Source organism: Streptomyces sp. NPDC028298 (genome assembly GCF_055565895.1).
Genome location: NZ_JBVHTL010000004.1, coordinates 720252 through 738870, shown reverse-complemented (window position 1 = coordinate 738870; position 18619 = coordinate 720252). Strand labels below are relative to the sequence as shown.

The 18619-nt window shown below is 72.4% G+C and carries 21 protein-coding genes; 9 read left to right on the top strand and 12 right to left on the bottom strand.

The window, feature by feature from the left end; translation table 11 throughout:
* The first annotated feature begins 27 nt into the window (after positions 1-27).
* Positions 28-570: a hypothetical protein gene (locus tag ACZ4TO_RS22285; protein ID WP_385043293.1), complete on the top strand. Its 543-nt coding sequence runs from the start codon at positions 28-30 to the stop codon at positions 568-570.
* A 77-nt stretch (positions 571-647) separates the two neighbouring features.
* Here the strand turns inward: ACZ4TO_RS22285 and ACZ4TO_RS22280 are convergent, their stop codons facing one another.
* The gene (locus ACZ4TO_RS22280) at positions 648-1406 is read right to left on the bottom strand and encodes a hypothetical protein (protein ID WP_382787707.1); all 759 of its coding nucleotides are present in this window, start codon (positions 1404-1406) and stop codon (positions 648-650) included.
* Between the two features lie 187 nt (positions 1407-1593).
* Here ACZ4TO_RS22280 and ACZ4TO_RS22275 point away from each other — a divergent pair, with 187 nt between their 5' ends.
* From ACZ4TO_RS22275 to ACZ4TO_RS22265, 3 genes are read left to right on the top strand one after another with little or no spacing between them, the layout of a single operon-like run.
* Positions 1594-2937 carry a magnesium transporter MgtE N-terminal domain-containing protein gene (locus ACZ4TO_RS22275; RefSeq protein WP_382787709.1) on the top strand — a complete coding sequence of 448 codons (1344 nt, stop codon included), beginning with the start codon at positions 1594-1596 and terminating at the stop codon, positions 2935-2937.
* On the top strand, positions 2921-3517 hold the full coding sequence (locus ACZ4TO_RS22270; protein ID WP_382787711.1) for a DUF1003 domain-containing protein: 597 nt from the start codon (positions 2921-2923) through the stop codon (positions 3515-3517). The genes ACZ4TO_RS22275 and ACZ4TO_RS22270 overlap by 17 nt, the downstream gene beginning before the upstream one ends.
* Before the next feature lie 44 nt (positions 3518-3561).
* Positions 3562-4695: an Mrp/NBP35 family ATP-binding protein gene (locus ACZ4TO_RS22265; RefSeq protein WP_382787713.1), complete on the top strand. Its 1134-nt coding sequence runs from the start codon at positions 3562-3564 to the stop codon at positions 4693-4695.
* A gap of 79 nt (positions 4696-4774) precedes the next feature.
* On the opposite strand, the gene ACZ4TO_RS22260 is transcribed toward ACZ4TO_RS22265, so the two are convergent.
* The 5 genes from ACZ4TO_RS22260 to sigE all read right to left on the bottom strand — a co-directional run bounded on the left by ACZ4TO_RS22260 (position 4775) and on the right by sigE (position 9973).
* Positions 4775-5431 (bottom strand): hypothetical protein, encoded by a 657-nt coding sequence (locus ACZ4TO_RS22260; protein WP_382787715.1) that lies wholly within the window; start codon positions 5429-5431, stop codon positions 4775-4777.
* A 366-nt stretch (positions 5432-5797) separates the two neighbouring features.
* Positions 5798-6226 carry a sec-independent translocase gene (locus ACZ4TO_RS22255; protein ID WP_382787717.1) on the bottom strand — a complete coding sequence of 143 codons (429 nt, stop codon included), beginning with the start codon at positions 6224-6226 and terminating at the stop codon, positions 5798-5800.
* Between the two features lie 219 nt (positions 6227-6445).
* Entirely contained in the window at positions 6446-8197 is a 1752-nt protein-coding gene (locus tag ACZ4TO_RS22250; RefSeq protein ID WP_468025027.1) for a S1C family serine protease, read from the bottom strand.
* Between the two features lie 139 nt (positions 8198-8336).
* A complete protein-coding gene (locus ACZ4TO_RS22245; protein WP_382787720.1) occupies positions 8337-9278 on the bottom strand; it encodes an anti-sigma factor family protein in 942 nt (313 codons plus the stop codon).
* Positions 9275-9973: an RNA polymerase sigma factor SigE gene (gene sigE / locus ACZ4TO_RS22240; protein ID WP_361688844.1), complete on the bottom strand. Its 699-nt coding sequence runs from the start codon at positions 9971-9973 to the stop codon at positions 9275-9277. The genes ACZ4TO_RS22245 and sigE overlap by 4 nt, the downstream gene beginning before the upstream one ends.
* A gap of 227 nt (positions 9974-10200) precedes the next feature.
* Here sigE and ACZ4TO_RS22235 point away from each other — a divergent pair, with 227 nt between their 5' ends.
* Positions 10201-10902: an O-methyltransferase gene (locus tag ACZ4TO_RS22235; RefSeq protein WP_468025065.1), complete on the top strand. Its 702-nt coding sequence runs from the start codon at positions 10201-10203 to the stop codon at positions 10900-10902.
* A 169-nt stretch (positions 10903-11071) separates the two neighbouring features.
* Here the strand turns inward: ACZ4TO_RS22235 and ACZ4TO_RS22230 are convergent, their stop codons facing one another.
* Together ACZ4TO_RS22230 and ACZ4TO_RS22225 are read right to left on the bottom strand one after the other, a co-directional pair.
* Complete coding sequence (locus tag ACZ4TO_RS22230; protein ID WP_003966491.1) at positions 11072-11239, bottom strand: DUF3117 domain-containing protein; 168 nt, start codon at positions 11237-11239, stop codon at positions 11072-11074.
* A 145-nt stretch (positions 11240-11384) separates the two neighbouring features.
* Positions 11385-11519, bottom strand: a complete 135-nt coding sequence (locus tag ACZ4TO_RS22225; RefSeq protein ID WP_382787723.1) for a hypothetical protein — start codon at positions 11517-11519, stop codon at positions 11385-11387.
* Between the two features lie 84 nt (positions 11520-11603).
* Here ACZ4TO_RS22225 and chcB point away from each other — a divergent pair, with 84 nt between their 5' ends.
* Entirely contained in the window at positions 11604-12407 is an 804-nt protein-coding gene (chcB, locus tag ACZ4TO_RS22220; protein ID WP_382787725.1) for a 2-cyclohexenylcarbonyl CoA isomerase, read from the top strand.
* A 75-nt stretch (positions 12408-12482) separates the two neighbouring features.
* Here chcB and ACZ4TO_RS22215 read toward each other — a convergent pair whose 3' ends face one another.
* Positions 12483-13064, bottom strand: a complete 582-nt coding sequence (locus ACZ4TO_RS22215) for a DNA-3-methyladenine glycosylase I (protein WP_385043301.1) — start codon at positions 13062-13064, stop codon at positions 12483-12485.
* Positions 13061-13411: a DivIVA domain-containing protein gene (locus ACZ4TO_RS22210; RefSeq protein WP_382787729.1), complete on the bottom strand. Its 351-nt coding sequence runs from the start codon at positions 13409-13411 to the stop codon at positions 13061-13063. Before ACZ4TO_RS22210 ends, ACZ4TO_RS22215 begins: the two co-directional genes overlap by 4 nt.
* A gap of 173 nt (positions 13412-13584) precedes the next feature.
* On the opposite strand from ACZ4TO_RS22210, the gene folP reads away from it, so the two are divergent.
* The gene (gene folP / locus ACZ4TO_RS22205) at positions 13585-14445 is read left to right on the top strand and encodes a dihydropteroate synthase (protein ID WP_468025026.1); all 861 of its coding nucleotides are present in this window, start codon (positions 13585-13587) and stop codon (positions 14443-14445) included.
* A 94-nt stretch (positions 14446-14539) separates the two neighbouring features.
* Here folP and ACZ4TO_RS22200 read toward each other — a convergent pair whose 3' ends face one another.
* Both ACZ4TO_RS22200 and dapE read right to left on the bottom strand, forming a co-directional pair.
* A complete protein-coding gene (locus ACZ4TO_RS22200; RefSeq protein WP_385043305.1) occupies positions 14540-15298 on the bottom strand; it encodes an LOG family protein in 759 nt (252 codons plus the stop codon).
* A 148-nt stretch (positions 15299-15446) separates the two neighbouring features.
* The gene (gene dapE / locus ACZ4TO_RS22195) at positions 15447-16526 is read right to left on the bottom strand and encodes a succinyl-diaminopimelate desuccinylase (RefSeq protein WP_382787735.1); all 1080 of its coding nucleotides are present in this window, start codon (positions 16524-16526) and stop codon (positions 15447-15449) included.
* 128 nt (positions 16527-16654) lie between these two features.
* On the opposite strand from dapE, the gene ACZ4TO_RS22190 reads away from it, so the two are divergent.
* Positions 16655-17713, top strand: a complete 1059-nt coding sequence (locus tag ACZ4TO_RS22190) for a VldE C-terminal domain-containing protein (protein ID WP_468025025.1) — start codon at positions 16655-16657, stop codon at positions 17711-17713.
* A gap of 353 nt (positions 17714-18066) precedes the next feature.
* Complete coding sequence (locus ACZ4TO_RS22185) at positions 18067-18543, top strand: ATP-binding protein (RefSeq protein WP_382787739.1); 477 nt, start codon at positions 18067-18069, stop codon at positions 18541-18543.
* Positions 18544-18619: the final 76 nt, after the last annotated feature.

Here is an 18619-nt window from a genome sequence, read left to right as displayed (position 1 = left end):
TGGCGGGGGCTGGATAGTCTGGGCGCCATGACGCAAGAGCTGCTCGACCAGGCCCTCGTCGAGGAGGCCACCAAGAAGTCCGGGCTGATCTGGGTGCGGGGCGACGGTGAGCCCTCGGCGGCCGGTCCGGGCCAGGAGGTGCCCACCCGCGCCCTGTGGCACGTGTGGCACGACGGCGCGGCCTGCCTGGTCGGCGACGGGCCCGGCGAGCAGCCGCTGCCGGGGCTGGCCGACGGAGGCCACGCCGTCGTCACCGTACGCAGCAAGGACAAGGGCGGGCGGCTCGTCACCTGGTCCGCCACGGTCGTGGAGCTCGCCGCGCACAGCCCCGCGTGGGAGGCGGCCGTCGGGGAGCTCAAGGGCAAGCGGCTGAACGCCCCGGACGGCGAGGCGATGCCGGAGCGGTGGGCGCGCGAATGCCGGGTGGTGCGTCTGGAACCGACGGGCGCGACCGCCGGTCTGCCCGAGGGCTCGCTCGCCGAGCCGCCGCTGCCGACCCCGGCGACGACCCGCCTGCCGGTTCCGGCGGCGCTGCCCCGCCTCCTGCTGAAGCGGCGCCGGCGCGGATAGCCGCACCGCCCGGCCTCCAGGTCACCTCCCGCTCGCGCGACGCGAGCGGCCGGAGCCTGTCGCCCGGCCGGGCCGGGTCACGACGAGGGGAGCTGCTGCCCGTAGTCGACCGTGTCCTTCTTCGGCGGTTCCGCGAGCGGGAAGTCCTTGCCCCAGTCGGTCAGCCGGAGGGTGCCCGCGTTGCCCGCGCGCCCGAGCAGGACCGGGTACGGGGTGCCCTTGAGGGAGACGTCCAGGGTGCCGCCCGCGCCCTTGTCGCCGGAGATGCGGATCGTGCGGACGCCCTCCTGCTCGTGGTGTCCGTCCTTGGCGAGCGTGCCGTGCAGCGCGAGCAGCCCGTCGAGCAGGACGTCCTTGTCGGTGAAGCCGCTGAAGCGCTTGTACACGGGATCGCCGGTCGGCACCTTCACGTACATGCCCTCCAGCTTGTCCGCCGCCGCGGTGTCCGACGACTTGCCGTCGCTCTCGCCGTCCTCGTGGGCCCAGAACTCGGCGTCCGCCTTGAGGAAGAGGTGCTTGCCGACCCGCAGCAGCCGGAACCCGGCCCCCTTGGAGGTGACCGAACCGGTGCCGCCGTCGGGCTTCAGGCGCATGTCGAGGGTGTACGTGGTGCCGCCCGAGACGACGGTCCCGGAGAGCCGCACGGTCGACGCCTTCCCGGCCGCCGACTTCGCCTTCGCCTGGATGGCGGCGGCGGACAATTTGCCGACCCCGTTCGTGCCCGCGTCCGGATCCTCGCTGCCGCACCCCGTCAGACCCGTCGCTGTCACGGCCAGTGCGCACATCGCGGCCACCGTCAGGGCTCTGCGGGAACGGCCCTGGGGAATTGCGGTCACAGGTGGGGCTGCCTCTCGTGCGCGGTCCTCAAACGGCGTACGGCAGCGTACCGGTGCGGCACCCGTCCGGCGGAGGCAGTCCGTCCGGACCGCCCACCAGGGCGTACCCGACCGGGACGGGCTAGCCTGAAGCCCACCCGAGCGGACAGACCGGCACAGAACGCATCGAAGCGAAGGAGGCCCGGGCATGGCCGCAGCCGCCCCCCGGATCTTCGTCTCGCACCTGTCCGGCGTCGCCGTCTTCGACCCGAACGGCGACCAGGTGGGCCGTGTGCGGGACCTCGTCGCCATGCTCCGCGTCGGACGCCGGCCGCCGCGCATGCTCGGCCTCGTCGTCGAGCTGTCCACGCGCCGCCGCATCTTCCTGCCCATGACCCGGGTGACCGGCATCGAGTCCGGCCAGGTCATCACGACCGGCGTCCTGAACGTGCGCCGCTTCGAACAGCGGCCCACCGAACGGCTCGTGTTCGGCGAGCTGCTCGACCGGCTCGTGACCCTGGTCGAGACGGGTGAGGAGGTGACGGTCCTGGACGTGTCGATCCAGCAGCTCCCGGCCCGCAGGGAGTGGGAGATCGGCCGGGTCTTCGTGCGCAAGGGCCGCGCCGGCGCCTTCCGGCGCGCCAAGGGCGAGACGATGACGGTCGACTGGTCCTCCGTCACCGGCTTCTCCCTGGAGGAGCACGGACAGGGCGCGGAGAGCCTCCTCGCCACCTTCGAGCAGCTCCGGCCCGCCGACCTCGCGAACGTCCTGCACCACCTGTCGCCCAAGCGGCGCGGCGAGGTGGCCGCGGCGCTCGACGACGACCGTCTCGCCGACGTGCTGGAGGAACTGCCCGAGGACGACCAGATCGAGATCCTCGGCAAGCTCAAGGAGGAGCGGGCGGCGGACGTCCTGGAGGCGATGGACCCCGACGACGCGGCCGACCTGCTGGCCGAGCTGCCCACCGAGGACGTCGAGCGGCTGCTGACGCTGATGCGGCCCGGCGAGGCGGCGGACGTCCGGCGGCTCATGGCCTACGCGGAGCGGACGGCGGGCGGGCTGATGACCACCGAGCCCATCGTGCTGCGCCCCGACGCGACCATCGCCGACGCGCTCGCCCGGGTCCGCAACCCCGACCTCTCCCCCGCGCTCGCCGCCCAGGTGTACGTGTGCCGCCCGCCGGACGAGACACCGACGGGCAAGTACCTGGGGGCGGTCCACTTCCAGCGGCTGCTGCGCGATCCGCCTCCCACCCTGGTCGGCTCGCTCGTCGACGACGACCTCCAGCCGCTGGCCCCGGAGGACGAGCTGCCGGTGGTCGCCGGGTTCTTCGCCACGTACGACATGGTCGCGGCCCCCGTCGTCGACGAGAGCGGCTCACTGCTCGGGGCGGTGACCGTGGACGACGTACTGGACCACATGCTCCCCGAGGACTGGCGGGAGACGGAGTTCCACCTCGACGAGGGCGTGCACGAGAGCATGCACGCGGAGACCCACGAGGACCACCACCACGAGGACCACCACGAGGGACGCCATGGCGCCCGACCGTGAGACCCGTGAGCGGGCCGCCACGGGGGCGACGGCCGCCCCACGCCCGCGCACCCGGCTCGACCAGCCGAAGCCGCAGCGGCTGAGACTGCTGCCCGAGTGGGACCCGGAGGCCTTCGGGCGGCTCTCCGAGCGCATCGCCCGCTTCCTCGGCACCGGACGGTTCATCGTCTGGATGACGGTCGTCATCATCGTGTGGGTCGTCTGGAACATCTTCGCGCCGAGCGACCTGCGCTTCGACAACTACCCGTTCATCTTCCTGACCCTGATGCTGTCGCTCCAGGCCTCCTACGCCGCCCCGCTGATCCTGCTCGCGCAGAACCGGCAGGACGACCGCGACCGGGTCAACCTCGAACAGGACCGCAAGCAGAACGAGCGGTCCATCGCCGACACCGAATACCTCACCCGCGAGATCGCCGCCCTGCGGATGGGCCTGGGCGAGGTCGCCACCCGCGACTGGATCCGCAACGAACTCCAGGACCTGGTCAAGGAGCTGGAGGACCGCCATTCCGACGGCCACGGGGACGAGCGGGTCGTATTCCCGGCGGATCGGTCGCAGGGACGTGACGTAGACGACCGGTGACAGGGCTTTCCGGGGCACATGGGTCGCGCCGTACCATCGTCCCTATGGCTACGGAAGACGCGGTGCGTGAAGCACTGGCGACGGTGAACGACCCCGAGATCAACCGACCCATCACCGAACTGGGGATGGTCAAATCGGTGGAGATCGGTGCGGATGGCGTGGTCGCGGTCGCCGTGTACCTGACGGTCTCCGGCTGCCCCATGCGCGACACGATCACCCAGCGGGTGACGGAGGCGGTCTCGCGGGTCGAGGGCGTCACGCGGGTCGACGTCGAACTCGACGTGATGAGCGACGAACAGCGCCGTGAGCTGGCGACCGCGCTGAAGGGCGGTACCGCCGAGCGCGAGGTGCCCTTCGCCAAGCCCGGCTCGCTCACCCGCGTCTACGCCGTCGCCTCCGGCAAGGGAGGCGTCGGCAAGTCCTCGGTCACGGTGAACCTGGCGGCCGCGATGGCCGCCGACGGGCTCAAGGTCGGTGTCGTGGACGCCGACATCTACGGCCACTCGGTGCCGCGCATGCTCGGCGCGGAGGGCCGGCCGACCCAGGTCGAGAACATGATCATGCCGCCGTCCGCGCACGGCGTGAAGGTCATCTCCATCGGCATGTTCACCCCGGGCAACGCGCCGGTGGTCTGGCGCGGCCCGATGCTCCACCGCGCGCTCCAGCAATTCCTGGCGGACGTGTACTGGGGCGACCTGGACGTCCTGCTCCTGGACCTCCCGCCGGGCACCGGCGACATCGCGATCTCCGTCGCCCAGCTCGTCCCGAACGCCGAGATCCTGGTCGTCACGACCCCGCAGCAGGCGGCGGCCGAGGTGGCGGAGCGGGCCGGCTCCATCGCCGTGCAGACCCACCAGAAGATCGTGGGCGTGGTCGAGAACATGTCGGGGCTGCCCTGCCCGCACTGCGACGAGATGGTCGACGTGTTCGGCACCGGTGGCGGCCAGTCGGTCGCCGACGGTCTGACCCGCACCACCGGAGCGACCGTCCCGGTCCTCGGCTCCATCCCGATCGACGTGCGGCTGCGCGAGGGCGGCGACGAGGGCAAGCCGGTCGTCCTGACCGACCCCGACTCCCCCGCCGGCTCGGCCCTGCGCGCCATCGCGGGCAAGCTGGGCGGCCGCCAGCGCGGCCTGTCGGGCATGTCGCTGGGCATCACCCCGCGCAACAAGTTCTAGGGTTCCCGGGCTTCTCGTACGAGGGAGGGGGCGCCGTCCGACACGGACGGCGCCCCCTCCCTCGTACGGACCCGAGGTCCTAGGCGTAGGACCCGATGTCCTTGATCACCGCGAAGCCGAGCCCGTACGCGCTCATCCCCCGCCCGTAGGCGCCCACGTGGACGCCTTCCTGGGTGGAACCCGCGAGGACCCAGCCGAACTCGGACTCGCGGTAGTGGAAGGGCGTGGGAACGCCGTCCACGGGCAGCGACAGGGTCGACCAGTCCGGGCCGTCCAGGTCGTCGGCCAGCACCCACGCGGTCTCGGTCTGCTGGTCGAGCCAGTCGTCGCGCAGGGTGTGGTCCATCTGGCCGGGCCAGGTGAAGGACAGCAGCCCCACACCGGCCAGCCACGCCGCCGAGGACACCGAGGTGGCCTCCAGCAGCCCTGTACCGTCCGCGCTGCGCCGTACGGGGCTGGCGGCGACGGTGACGACCACCGCGAACCGCTCCTTGTCCTCGCCCGGCTCGGGGCGCACCGAGGGCTCGTCCCCGTGTCCGACGGAACCGTGCTCGACCATTCCGTCCGCGGAGGTGCCCACCTGCATCAGCCAGCGCGGCCCCGTGAAGGCCTCGTCGAGGCCGTACCAGGGGAAGGGCGCCAGCAGGTAGCCGTCGACCGTACGCCGGGCGGAGGGGACCTGTTGGCCACCCTCCGCGGCCGGCGCCTGCGCGCCTACCCGACTTGTCGTCTCCATTGCCGGACGCCTCCTCGCTCTCGTCGGACCGGGCGGCCCACCCCCCTCGGGCGACCTTGTCGGTCCGCACAACAACTGGGCAGCATAGCCACCCTGCTCGGAGCAGCGCTGAAAGCGCCCGGCGCGTAAGGCGCCCGAACGGCGTATTCGGACCGCGCGGGGCCCGTCCGCGGCCGGTGGAGGAACACGTTCCGGGGCCGCGTGCGCCCGCCTCCGGGCAGGGCTTCGCACCTCAGGAAGGTCATGGGTGCCCGGCCGCCGGCGCTCCCGCGCGACGGGCCGCCCCGCGGTACTCCGTACGGATCAGACGGTGCCGTACGGGGGTCGGGGGGCGTCCTACGGGGGCCGGACGGGGTCGTACAAGGATCAGGTGGCGTCGGCGTCGTACGGCGGGCGCTCGTCGCCGTCGAGCTTCTCGCGCTTCTTCGTCATGTCGACGGAGCCGCCGGAGGCGGACGCCGAGGAGTCGGACTCGCGGCTGTGCACCGCGTCCGTGACCTCGGCCATCTCCTTCTTCAGGTCGAAGCCGTTGCGGATCTCCTTGAGCCCCAGCTCGTCGTTGTCGAGCTGCTTGCGTATGAACGTCTTGGGGTTGAGATCCTCGAACTCGAAGTCCTTGAACTCCGGACCGAGTTCGTCGCGGATGTCCGCCTTGGCGCTCTCCGAGAACTCGCGGATCTTGCGGATCGTGCGCGAGACGTCCTGAATCATCTTCGGGAGCTTGTCGGGACCGAAGACGAGCACGGCCAGGACGACGAGCGTCACCAGCTCAAGCGGTCCTACGTCATTGAACACCTGTAGCTCCTCGCGATGCCCTCGGTCCTCGGCCCTCGGGAGTCTTCCGTGGTCCGGGCCGCCTCCAACCGTACCCGTCGATCCCGTCCGTCCGGAACTGTCCCGGGGCTCCCGCCTTCGGGTACGGCGCGGGTTTTCCTCGATGTTTGCCGTCCGGAGCTGGGACGTCGTGCTCGACTGTGAGGTTCGTGTCACTCGCGGGCCGGACGCCGGCGCCCCTCAGCCGCCGTCCGCCGAACCGAGGACCAGGGTGATCGTCCGGTCCGCGCCGCCGCGCCTGACGGTCAGCCGGAGGTGGTCCCCGGGCCGGTGGGCGCGGGTCTTCACGATGAGTTCCTCACCGGAGTGGACCCGCGTGCCGTCGACCTCGGTGATGACGTCACCGGCCCTGATGCCCGCCTTGGCGCCGGGGCCGCCGGCCGTGACGGGAGCACCGCCCCCGGCGGCCTTCGTGCCGACCCGGGCTCCGTCGCCCGAGTAGTTCATGTCGAGCGTGACACCGATCACAGGGTGGGTGGCCCTGCCGGTGTTGATGAGCTCCTCGGCGACCCGCTTGGCCTGGTTCACGGGGATGGCGAAGCCGAGCCCTATGGAACCCGCCTGGCCGGTCCCCAGGTCGGAGCCGCTGTCGGCGGAACGGATGGCGCTGTTGATGCCGATGACACGGGCCCGGGAGTCGAGCAGCGGGCCGCCCGAGTTGCCGGGGTTGATCGGCGCGTCGGTCTGGAGCGCGTCCACGTACGAGACGTCGCTGCCGTCGCCCTTCTCGCCGCCCGCCGTGATGGGCCGGTCCTTGGCGCTGATGATCCCGGAGGTGACCGTGTTGGCGAGGTCGAAGGGCGCGCCGATGGCGACGACGGGGTCGCCGACCTGGACGCTGTCGGAGTTGCCGAGCGGCATCGGGGCCAGGCCGCGGACTCCGGAAACCTTGACCACGGCGAGGTCGTAGCCGCTGTCGTGTCCGACGACCCGGGCCTTCGCGGTCTGGCCGCCGCTGAACGTCACGGTGATCGTGCCGTTGCCGCCGGCGGGGGCGATCACGTGGTTGTTGGTGAGGATGTGTCCCTCGCCGTCGAGCACGAAGCCGGTACCGGTGCCGTCCTCCTCGCTGCCGTGCACGTGCAGGGTGACGACGCTGGGCAGCGCGTGGGCCGCGATCCCGGCGACGCTGTCCGGGGCGCGCCCCGGGGCCTCCTTGGTGGCCTGCGGCAGCTCGATGTCCGTCAGCCCCCCGTTCCGCTCCAGATAGGCCCCCACGACGCCGCCCACGCCGCCGGAGGCCAGCGCGAGCACGACGGCGGCGAGCGTCAGGGACTTCCTCGCCCTCCCGCGCCGCTGCGCCACGGTGGACACGGCGGCACCGGTCTGCTGGAAGGGTCCGCTCCGCTGGAGATGCCCGTACTGCTCCGGGGACCCGGGCGGGACGGCCCAGGGGTCGTAGTTCCGCCAGGGATCGGGGGTGTCGGCCTCGACCGGCTCGACGGGCACGTCGGAGCCGAGCGGGGCCGGAGGGACCGCGGGTTCGGCGGGGTGCTGGACCGGTGGGGCGGACTCGGCCCCGTCCTGGGCGCCGGCTCGGGACACGGGGACAGGGACGGTGGGCGGCCCGGCCTGGGCGGGAACGGGAACGCGCGCGGGCCGCTCCAGCTCGTAGTCGCCCCCGGCGTCACCACCACGGGCCTCTCCCGCCTGCGGCTGCGACTCCTGCACACTCGACGTGTCGTCGGTGACCGCCCGGGGGGCGTCTCCCCCGTACGGCTGCGGCTCCGGCGCGCTCGGCGTGGCGCCCGCCTCGTCCGCCCCGTGGGCGCCTTGCGGGTGCGGTGCGGGGGTGGGCGGCTTCGTGTCGGTCGCGGGCGGCGGGGCGGTGGGGTGCGGATCTGTGGGGTGAGCCGGTGCGGTGTCCGTTTCCTCGGCCTCGGGCCGGGGTCGACTCCACCACTTCGTCTTCGTGGGCCTGCCCTCGTTCATGCTCTCCCCACACCCGGCCCGCGGCACGACACGCCGACGGCCACCACAAAGTCGTCGCCTCCGCGTCCGTGATCCCTCCCGCGGACGCGGCTCACCCCGGATTCAACCAGGTTCCCGGGCCGACGCGCAGAGGACGGTGTCAGTGGGCGTTACGAGGGGTGGGGGACGGGGACGAAGTGGGGGACGGTGTCGCGGCGGGCGCGGCGAGCAGCCCCGGCGCCCGGGTCGGCGTGAGCGGCTGGACGTCGGTGAGGGGACGTATGAGCGGGGACATCGCGGCGGCACCGGCGACCACCGGTGTCGTCAGTGTGTGCACGGCGTCCTGGGCGCGGCCCGCCGGAGCGGGGACTCCGGGCAGCAGCGGGGCGGACACCGAGGTCGGCGCCACCTGACCGGTCCCGAGCGACCGCTCGCCCTGGGCGAGCAGCGGTCCGGTGGACCGGCGGCGCTGCGACTCGGGAGTCGAGGTCGCGCCCGCGCCCTGGGACCGGGACGGCGTGACGTTGCTCCCGGCGCCGGCTCCTCCGCGCGCGTCCGTGTCCCCGGGCATGCCGGTGGTCACGCCGCCGAGCGCGACGGCCGCGAGCGAGACCGCGCCCGCGGCGACGAACGCGAACCGCAGCCCGCGCGACGCGGACCGGTCGGCCTCGTGACGGCTGACGTCGTGGATGCGGAAGCCGCGCCCCGGAGCGGGAGGCAGTACGTCGGCGTGCGGTCCGCCCGGCACGTACCCGAAGGTCCCGCCGCGCAGTCCGAAGCCGCCGGGCAGTCCTGAGCCCGTGGAGCCGCCGGGCAGTCCGCCGCCGAAGCTGCCGCCGTTCAGGCGCGGGCTGTCGGAGTCGCCTCCCCCGGGGAGTCCCTGGAGGCGGGCGAGGAAGCTCTCGGAGGGCGGCGGCGGGGCCACTTCCGCGAAGACGTTCTTCAGTCGGCGCTGGGCGTCGGCCTCGGCCTTGCACTTGGCGCAGGTGGCGAGGTGGGCCAGGACGCGGTCGCGCGACTCATGACCGAGCTCTCCGTCCACCAGGGCGGAAAGTCGGTCTCCGAGGTGCTGCTCGGCAGGGGTGGGACGGGTTCCACTCACGCGGTCGCGCCCCCTCCCCCCAGCACGGGCACTCGGGCCGCGAACGAGCGACGCTCGGCGCGGGCCTCGGGAGACCGGTGTGCCAGGGCCTTGCGAAGCTGGGAGCGGCCGCGGTGGATCCGGGAACGGACCGTGCCGAGCTTGACGCCCAGGGTCGCGGCGATCTCCTCGTAGGACAGTCCCTCGATGTCGCAGAGGACGACGGCGGCGCGGAACTCCGGCGCGAGGGTGTCCAGCGCCTGCTGGACGTCGGCGTCGAAGTGCGCGTCGTTGAAGACCTGCTGCGGGGAGGGCTCACGGCTGGGCAGCCGCTCGGCCGCGTCGTCGCCGAGGGCGTCGAAGCGGATGCGCTGCTTGCGCCGGACCATGTCGAGGAAGAGGTTCGTGGTGATGCGGTGGAGCCAGCCCTCGAAGGTGCCGGGCGTGTAGGTCGACAGCGAGCGGAAGACGCGGACGAAGACCTCCTGGGTGAGGTCCTCCGCGTCGTGCTGGTTGCCCGTGAGGCGGTAGGCGAGACGGTAGACGCGACCGCTGTGCGTGCTGACGATCTCCTCCCAGGTGGGCGGAGTCCACGCCTGCGCCTCCGCGTCGGTGGTGAACGTCGCGGTCTGCGCGGGGGCAGCAACGGGGAGCTGGTCGGCGTTGTCGGTCACGGATTTCGGCTCACCGGTCGATCTGAGCAGGCGCCGCAGCATTCCTCCCCGATCCACAGGCGCAGCCGCACCTCCCCTGTCGGCTCTGGTGGTGTCCAGTGGAGCCCCTACCATAGCCACCTCGCCCGTTAGCTCCGGATAAGCGGTTTTACGGGAATTTGATACGGGCTCATATGGGTGCGCCGGTGTCCGCCCGCGTCCCCGCTCCGTGTACCGACTCATCGACTTCCCCCCGCTCGGTTCTCCCACCCCTCTAAACGCCCGGTCCCATCCGCAGGTTCCCAACACCAACGGATACAGTCACGCCCAGGCAACCACGGGGACAGGAGAGGGTCATTACCGGCAACCGGCAGACGAGCTGGGCGGCGTTCGCCGACGCCTTTGTCGCCGAGGACGAGGCGCTGCGCTGGGCCCGGGACCGGGCCCACGAGGTCGGCCTGCGCTCGGTGACACCCGGCACGGGTGCCGCGCTGCGCATGCTCGCCGCCACCCTGGACGCGAAGGCGGTCGCCGAGATCGGTACCGGGACCGGCGTCTCCGGGATTCATCTTCTGCACGGCATGCGGCCGGACGGGGTACTGACCACCGTGGATCCGGAGCCGGAGCGCCAGCAGTTCGCCCGCCAGGCCTTCCGCGCCGCCGGGTTCGCCAGCAACCGGGCGCGCTTCATCCCGGGCCGCGCGCTGGACGTCCTGCCCCGTCTCGCGGACGCCGGATACGACCTGGTGTTCTGCGACGGCGACCGGCTGGAGAGCCTGGACTACCTCGCTGAATCGTTGCGCCTGCTGCGCCCGGGCGGGCTCGTCGCCTTCGAGGGCGTCTTCGCGGACGGCCGCACCGTGGACTCGGGGCCGCAGCCGGTCGAGGTGAGCCGGCTGCGCGAACTGCTGCGCGCGGTGCGCGAGAGCCAGGAGCTGGTGCCCTCCCTGCTGCCGGTGGGCGACGGCCTGCTGTGCGCGGTCAAGCGCTGACCCGCCCGTTCCCGCCGAGCGCCGACCAGCCTGCTCTCGCAGAGCGCTGACCTGCGTTTTCTCGCGGGTCGGGGCTGTGCGGCGGTCTCGTACGACCGTGGAAATGCGGCTTCCCCGGCACCATGTGCGGTACCGGGGAAGCCGAAAGAGCTAAGGGTCGCGTTCCGCGTCAGCCGACGACCTTCTTGAGGGCGTCGCCGAGCGCGTCGGCCTCGTCAGGGGTCAGCTCGACGACGAGCCGACCGCCGCCTTCGAGCGGAACGCGCATGACGATGCCCCGCCCCTCCTTGGTCACCTCGAGCGGGCCATCGCCCGTCCGCGGCTTCATGGCCGCCATGCTCGTTCCCCTTCCTGAAACCAGCTCATCGTCGCCGACGGCCCCCTCGGAGGGCACGCACGTCCTCTCATAGGACACACGTCACCGGCATCGAACACATTGCTTCCAGGCCATTATCTCGCATCTCAGGACCCGATGACCAACATCAGTCGGCATCGCTTGCGCAACGCGCTTGAGCAAAACCACCCAATTCGGCGATGTGGCTGCGATACTGCGCCGCCGCATCGGCCTTCGTGGCACGGAATTCTTTGATGCAGGTCACATGCATGCCCCGCGCCACGGCCGGTGATCTCCGCCATGCTGTCATCGGACACAGGACGTACCGGCCGGTACGACGAGCCGCGACCCCCGGAAGGGACCCACCATGGCCGACACCGTGCTCTACGAGGTGAGCGACGGACTCGCGACGATCACACTGAACCGCCCCGAGGCGATGAACGCGATGAACGTCGAGACCAAGGTCGCCTTCCGGGACGCGGCGCAGGCGGCCGCGGGGGACGACGCCGTACGGGCCATCCTGCTGACCGCGGCCGGTGACCGGGCGTTCTGCGTCGGCCAGGACCTCAAGGAGCACATCGGGCTGCTGGCCGCCGACCGGGAGTCGGGGTCGGGCGGGACGATGAGTACCGTCCGCGAGCACTACAACCCCATCGTGCGGGCGCTGGTCGGCGCCGCGAAGCCCGTGGTGGCCGGGGTCAACGGAGTCGCCGCCGGGGCCGGGTTCGGGTTCGCGCTGGCCGCGGACTACCGCGTCGTCGCCGACACGGCCGCCTTCAACACGTCCTTCGCCGGTGTCGCGCTGACCGCCGACTCGGGCATCTCCTGGACGCTGCCGCGGGTGATCGGCCCGAGCCGTGCCGCCGATCTGCTCCTCTTCCCGCGCAGCATCAGCGCCCAGGAGGCGTACGAGCTGGGCATCGCGAACCGGCTGGTTCCGGCCGCCGAGGTGCGGGCCGAGGCGGAGAAGGTGGCGCGGGCCCTGGCCTCCGGGCCGACGCTGGCCTATGCCGCCCTCAAGGAGTCCCTCGCGTTCGGGCTGACCCACTCGCTGGAGGAGACCCTGGAGAAGGAGGACGAGCTCCAGGGGCGGGCCGGTGCCTCCGAGGACCACGCCATCGCGGTCCAGGCGTTCGTGAACAAGGAGAAGCCCAAGTACCTGGGGCGCTGAACCTCCGGGGGTTCGCCGCGGACCGCGCGTGCGGCCCGCGGCGGCCGCCTCCGCGCCCGTGCGGGCGTCACGTGGTCAGCGGGCGTCGCGCACCGCGCAGTCGGCCAGGTGGTCGTTCACCAGGCCGCACGCCTGCATCAGCGCGTACGCCGTCGTCGGGCCCACGAAGCGGATGCCGCGCTTCTTGAGCGCCTTGGACAGCGCGGTCGACTCGTCGGTGACCGCCGGCACGTCGGAGAGGTTCTCGGGGGCCGGACGCGAGGTGTGGTCGGGGGCGAAGGACCAGACGAGCTCGTCCAGCTCGCCCGGGGCCCACGCGGCCAGCACGCGCGCGTTGGCGACGGTCGCCCGGATCTTGGCGCCGTTGCGGATGATCCCCGGGTCGGCGAGCAGGCGCTCCTCGTCGGCCTCCGTGAACATCGCGACCTTGGCGATCTCGAAGTCCGCGAAGGCCGCGCGGAAGCCGGAGCGGCGGCGCAGGATCGTGATCCACGACAGCCCCGACTGGAAGGCCTCCAGGCACAGCCGCTCGTACAGGGCGTCGTCGCCGCGGACGGGCCTGCCCCACTCCTCGTCGTGATACGCCACGTAGTCCTCGGTGGACAGCGCCCAGGGGCAGCGCAGCAGTCCGTCGGGGCCGGCCAGCGCGCCGCTCACCGCTCGTCCTCGGGGTGCTTGCGCAGCGAGGTGGTGCCGCCCGCCGCGCGGGCCCCGGCGAGCGCCGCCTCCAGATCGGCGATCCGGGCGTCCCGCTCGCCGATCTCGGCCCCGAGACGGCCCAGGGCGTCGTCCACGTCCGCCATGCGGTAGCCGCGCACGGTGACGGCGAAACGCAGGGCGTCCACGTCGCCCTTGTGCACCGGGCGGTCGTACGGCAGCGGATCGTGCAGCCGCTCGGGCTCGGCGTCGGGAAGGGGCGCGTTCTCACCGCCGCCCACCACGGACAGGGTCACCGCGGCGACCACGACGGCGAGGGCGACGACCAGGAACAAGAACATGAACATCGCTGAGGTCCCCACGCTCTGAGGCCGGCGCGGGTCGCGTCGGCGCGAAAGTACTGGTGCTGGCGAAAGCAGTCTGACGCTGGAAGTGTCAGGCTCCGATCGTGCCATGCGAGTGTGACAGTTAAGGTCGCAGGCGGCTTATCGGTGCGACTGACTGGGAGAGGTCACAGGGGATGCTCAGGCTGGGCAGGCGCGAATTCGACGCGCACGAGCCGGTGATCATGGCGATCGTGAACCGGACCCCGGACTCCTTCTACGACCAGGGGGCCACCTTCCGCGACGAGCCGGCTCTCGCGCGCGTGGAGCAGGCGGTGTCCGAGGGGGCCGCGATCATCGACATCGGCGGGGTCAAGGCCGGTCCGGGCGAGGAGGTCACCGCCGAGGAGGAGGCGCGGCGGACGGTCGGCTTCGTCGCCGAGGTGCGCCGCCGCTTCCCGGACGTGGTCATCAGCGTCGACACCTGGCGGCACGAGGTCGGCGAGGCGGTCTGCGAGGCCGGCGCCGACCTGCTCAACGACGCCTGGGGCGGGGTCGATCCCCGGCTGGCCGAGGTGGCCGCCCGGTACGGGGTCGGGCTCGTGTGCACGCACGCCGGGGAGTCCGAGCCGCGCACGCGTCCGCACCGGATCGCCTACGGGGACGTGATGGCCGACATCCTGCGGGTCACGCTCGGCCTGGCGGAGCGGGCGGTCGCCCTCGGCGTGCCGCGCGAGTCGGTGCTCATCGATCCCGGACACGACTTCGGGAAGAACACCCGGCACAGCCTGGAGGCGACGCGGCGGCTCGGGGAGATGGTCTCCACCGGGTGGCCGGTTCTGGTCTCCCTCTCCAACAAGGACTTCGTCGGCGAGACGCTCGACAAGCCGGTCAAGGAGCGGGTCGTCGGGACCCTGGCGACGACCGCGGTCTCGGCGTGGCTGGGGGCGCAGGTGTACCGCGTCCACGAGGTCGCGGAGACCCGTCAGGTGCTGGACATGGTGGCGTCGATCGCCGGACACCGGCCGCCGGCGGTGGCCCGGCGCGGGCTGGCGTAGCGGACGGGGTGGGGGTACGGCTGCCGTACCCCCACCCCGTGAACGGCTAGGGCGTGTCCGCGTCGCCGGGCAGGCGAGACTTTGCGGACACGACCTAGCGGCCGGCTTCCTTCGACATGAGGGCCACCGCTTCGTCCACGTCGTCGGTCACGTGGAACAGCATCAGGTCCTTCTCCGCCGCCTTGCCCTGGGCGACGAGGGTGTTCCTGAGCCAGTCCACCAGGCCGCCCCAGTACTCCGTGCCGAACAGCACGATGGGGAAGCGGGTGACCTTCTGGGTCTGGACCAGGGTGAGCGCCTCGAAGAGCTCGTCCAGGGTGCCGAGGCCGCCGGGCAGGACCACGAACCCCTGCGCGTACTTGACGAACATCATCTTGCGCACGAAGAAGTAGCGGAAGTTCAGGCCGATGTCGACGTACGGGTTCAGCCCCTGCTCGAAGGGCAGCTCGATGCCCAGCCCGACGGAGATGCCCTTCGCCTCCAGGGCACCCTTGTTCGCCGCCTCCATGGCACCCGGACCGCCACCGGTGATCACCGCGAACCCGGCGTCCACCAGGCCGCGGCCGAGCGCGACCCCCGCCTCGTACTCGGCCGAGTCGACCGGGGTCCGCGCCGAGCCGAACACGCTGATCGCGGCCGGGAGTTCGGCGAGGGTGCCGAAGCCTTCGATGAACTCCGACTGGATGCGCAGAACACGCCAGGGATCGGTGTGCACCCAGTCCGAAGGACCGCCCGCGTCCAGCAGCCGCTGATCCGTGGTGCTCGCCTGCACCTGGTCCCGCCTGCGCAGCACCGGGCCCAGCCGCTGCTCCTCAGGTGGCCGCTTCTTGCCCCTCGGGTCTCCAGTAGCCATGTCCACTCCCTCCGCGTACGGATCTCCCCCGCCCCGGCCGAAACCGGTGCGGGGGAAGGTCGTTCCGCCCCAGCGTAGATCTCCGCTGGTTACGGCGGGGGGACGTGGGCATGTCCGCCGTGAACAGCCGACGGGTACGGGGCGCTCCTCAGGCGGTGAGCCAGTCGCGCAGCCGCTGTTCGCCCGCCAGGATCTTGGCCGTGTCCACGCGCTCGTCCCGCTTGTGGGCCAGGTGCGGATTGCCGGGGCCGTAGTTGACCGCCGGGATGCCGAGACCGCTGAAACGGGAGACGTCCGTCCAGCCGTACTTGGGCTGCGGGGTGCCCCCCACCGCCTCGATGAACGCGGCGGCGGCCGGGTGGGACAGGCCGGGCAGGGCGGCACCGCTGTGGTCGTCGACGACGAACTCCGCCACGCCGCAGTCGGCGAAGACCTCGCGGACGTGCTCGATCGCCTCCTCCTCGGTGCGGTCGGGCGCGTAGCGGAAGTTGACGGTGACGACGCACTCGTCGGGGATGACGTTGCCGGCGACCCCGCCGGAGATGTTCACCGCGTTCAGGCCCTCGCGGTACTCCAGACCGTCGATCACCGGGTAGCGCGGCTCGTACGCGGCCAGCGCGGCCAGGATCGGGGAGGCCGCGTGGATCGCGTTCGAACCCATCCAGCTCCGGGCCGAGTGGGCCCGTTCGCCCTTGGTCTTCAGCAGGACCCGCAGCGTGCCCTGGCAGCCGCCCTCGACCTGTCCGTCCGAGGGCTCCAGGAGGACCGCGAAGTCGCCCCGCAGCCACTCGGGGTGCGCCTCGGCCACGTGCTTCAGCCCGTTCAGATCGGCCGCGACCTCCTCGTTGTCGTAGAAGACGAAGGTGAGGTCCCGGTTCGGCTCGGGGACGGTGGCCGCGATACGGAGCTGGACGGCGACGCCCGACTTCATGTCGCAGGTGCCGCAGCCCCACAGCACGCCGTCCTCGTCGAGGCGGGAGGGCACGTTGCCGGCGATCGGCACGGTGTCGATGTGACCGGCCAGGACGACCCGCTCGGCGCGGCCCAGGTTCGTGCGGGCCACGACGTTGTTGCCGTGGCGGTCGACCGTCAGGTGCGGCAGCGCGCGCAGGGCCGTCTCGACGGCGTCCGCGAGCGGCTTCTCGGCGCCGCTCTCCGAGCGGAAGTCGACGAGCCGGGCGGTGAGCTCCGCCGCGTCCAGGGTGAGGTCAAGAGGGGTGTCGGCCATGGCCTCGACCCTAGCGCGCCCGGTCCTGGGGTACCGAAAGCAGCCGGATGCGGTCGTATCCCCCGGCGCCGCCGACGTTGTCCACAGCCCCAGGGTCCGCCCACAGCGCTCTCCAGTACCTTGTACGCGTGTCTGAGCCGTCCCCCACTCCTGTCCGGCGACGCCGCCGTCGCCTCCTGCGTTACGGCGGGGCCCTCGTGGTCCTCCTCGCGGTCGCCGGTTACCTCGGCGTGCAGTACCTCACCGGCGGCGTGGGCGCGCCGCGGTGCAAGGTCGTCTCCGCGAACGGCGACGGCGCGTCGTACGAGTTCACTCCCGAACAGGCGGTGAACGCGGCGACGATCTCGGCGATCGGCACCTCGCGCGGCATGCCCGAGCGCGCGGTGGCCATCGCCCTCGCGACGGCGCTCCAGGAGTCGGGGCTGCGCAACATCCGGCACGGCGACCGGGACTCCCTCGGTCTGTTCCAGCAGCGCCCGTCGCAGGGCTGGGGCACGGAGAAACAGATCATGGACCCGACGTACGCGGCGGGCATCTTCTACGAGCATCTGGCCAAGGTGCCCGGGTACTCCCGGCTGCCGCTCACGGTGGCCGCGCAGCGGGTGCAGCACAGCGGCTTCCCGCAGGCGTACGCCAAGCACGAGCCGGACGCCACGCTGCTCGCCGCCGCCCTGACCGGCCGCGCGGCGGCCACGCTGACCTGTCAGGGGCGCCCGGCCGCGACCACTCCGGCGGGCGGCCCGGAGCCGGTGCGCGCCGCGCTGGCACGGGACTTCGGGCGGGACGTGTTCCAGGAGGCGGGTGCCACGGTGGACGCCGCGGGTTCCTCCGCCGCACCGGCACCGGCCGCGTCACGGTCCGCGGTCGCCTCGGACTCCCCGGTCTCCACGGCTTCCGCCGCCGCCTCGGCCTCTCCGGCCCCCGTCGCCACAAAGACCGCCGACCGCACGGTGACCGTCCCCGTGCGCGAGGGGTCCGGATCCGGGACCACGGCGCTCCGCCGCGGCTGGGAGGTGGCGCACTGGGCCGTCGCCAACTCCTCGGCCCTGCACATCGACCGGGTGTCGTACGCGGGGCGCGAGTGGACCGCGGGGACCGCGGAGGGCTCGTGGCGCACGGCCGACGACAAGAGCGGCGCGGAGGCGGAGGACGCCGCCGCCGAGGTCCGGATCGTCACCGGGCAGTAGTGCGGTCCCTCACCCCTGGGGAGGACGCGGACTCCGGGGGCCGGCGATGTGCGCGCGCTTTCGGGCACTCACTCCCCGGCGCGTGGAAACCCTTGGGAGCAAAGGGCCGTGGCGACTCCACGAGCCCTTGGGCCGGGCATCGTTTGCCCGTTTTTATCCACAACCGATAATGCGACGCATTACCAACTCTTTGCGGCGGGCCACCGCAACCTTCGCGGACTTCGAGCGGTAGTCACTGCGTCCGAGCCCGGAACGATCACCTCCCGATCGACCCGGCCGATCGACCCGGCCGATCGACTCGGCCGATCGGCTCCGGCCGGACGCTTCCCGTTCCCTTCCGTCTAAGGAGCACCATGTCCCTCTCCCTGACCCACCGGATCGCCCGTGTCGCGCTGCTCGTCGCGGCCGGAGCGGCACCCGTGGTCGGCGCGGCCGGCTCCGCGAGCGCGGCCGTCGACCTGCCGGCCGCCCCCGGCCTCGGCGGGCTGACCGCCCTGGACGGGGCGAACGTCAGCCACACCCTCGACGGAGCCACGCACCACGTCACCGGGATCGCCGACACGTCCGGCGGTGCGGCGGTCAAGAAGTCCCTCCCGGCCGCGGGCAAGGCCGGCGGCAAGGCCGCCAAGAAGGCGACGCCCGCCGCGCAGAAGGTGGCCGGTGACGTCGCGGGGCAGGCCGGCGGCCTGCTCGGTGACACCACGAAGGCCGCGTCCGGCGGCGGCCTGCCGACGGACGCCGTCACGAAGGGCGGCCTGCCGACGGACGCCGTGACCAAGGGCGGCCTGCCGACGGGACAGCTCCCGCTGAAGGGCCTGCCGCTCGGCTAGATCCCGCCGCCGGGCCGCGGTCAGCGGTCCGGACGGGCCGTACGGCCACGGGGGTCCGGGGAACACGCTTCCCCGG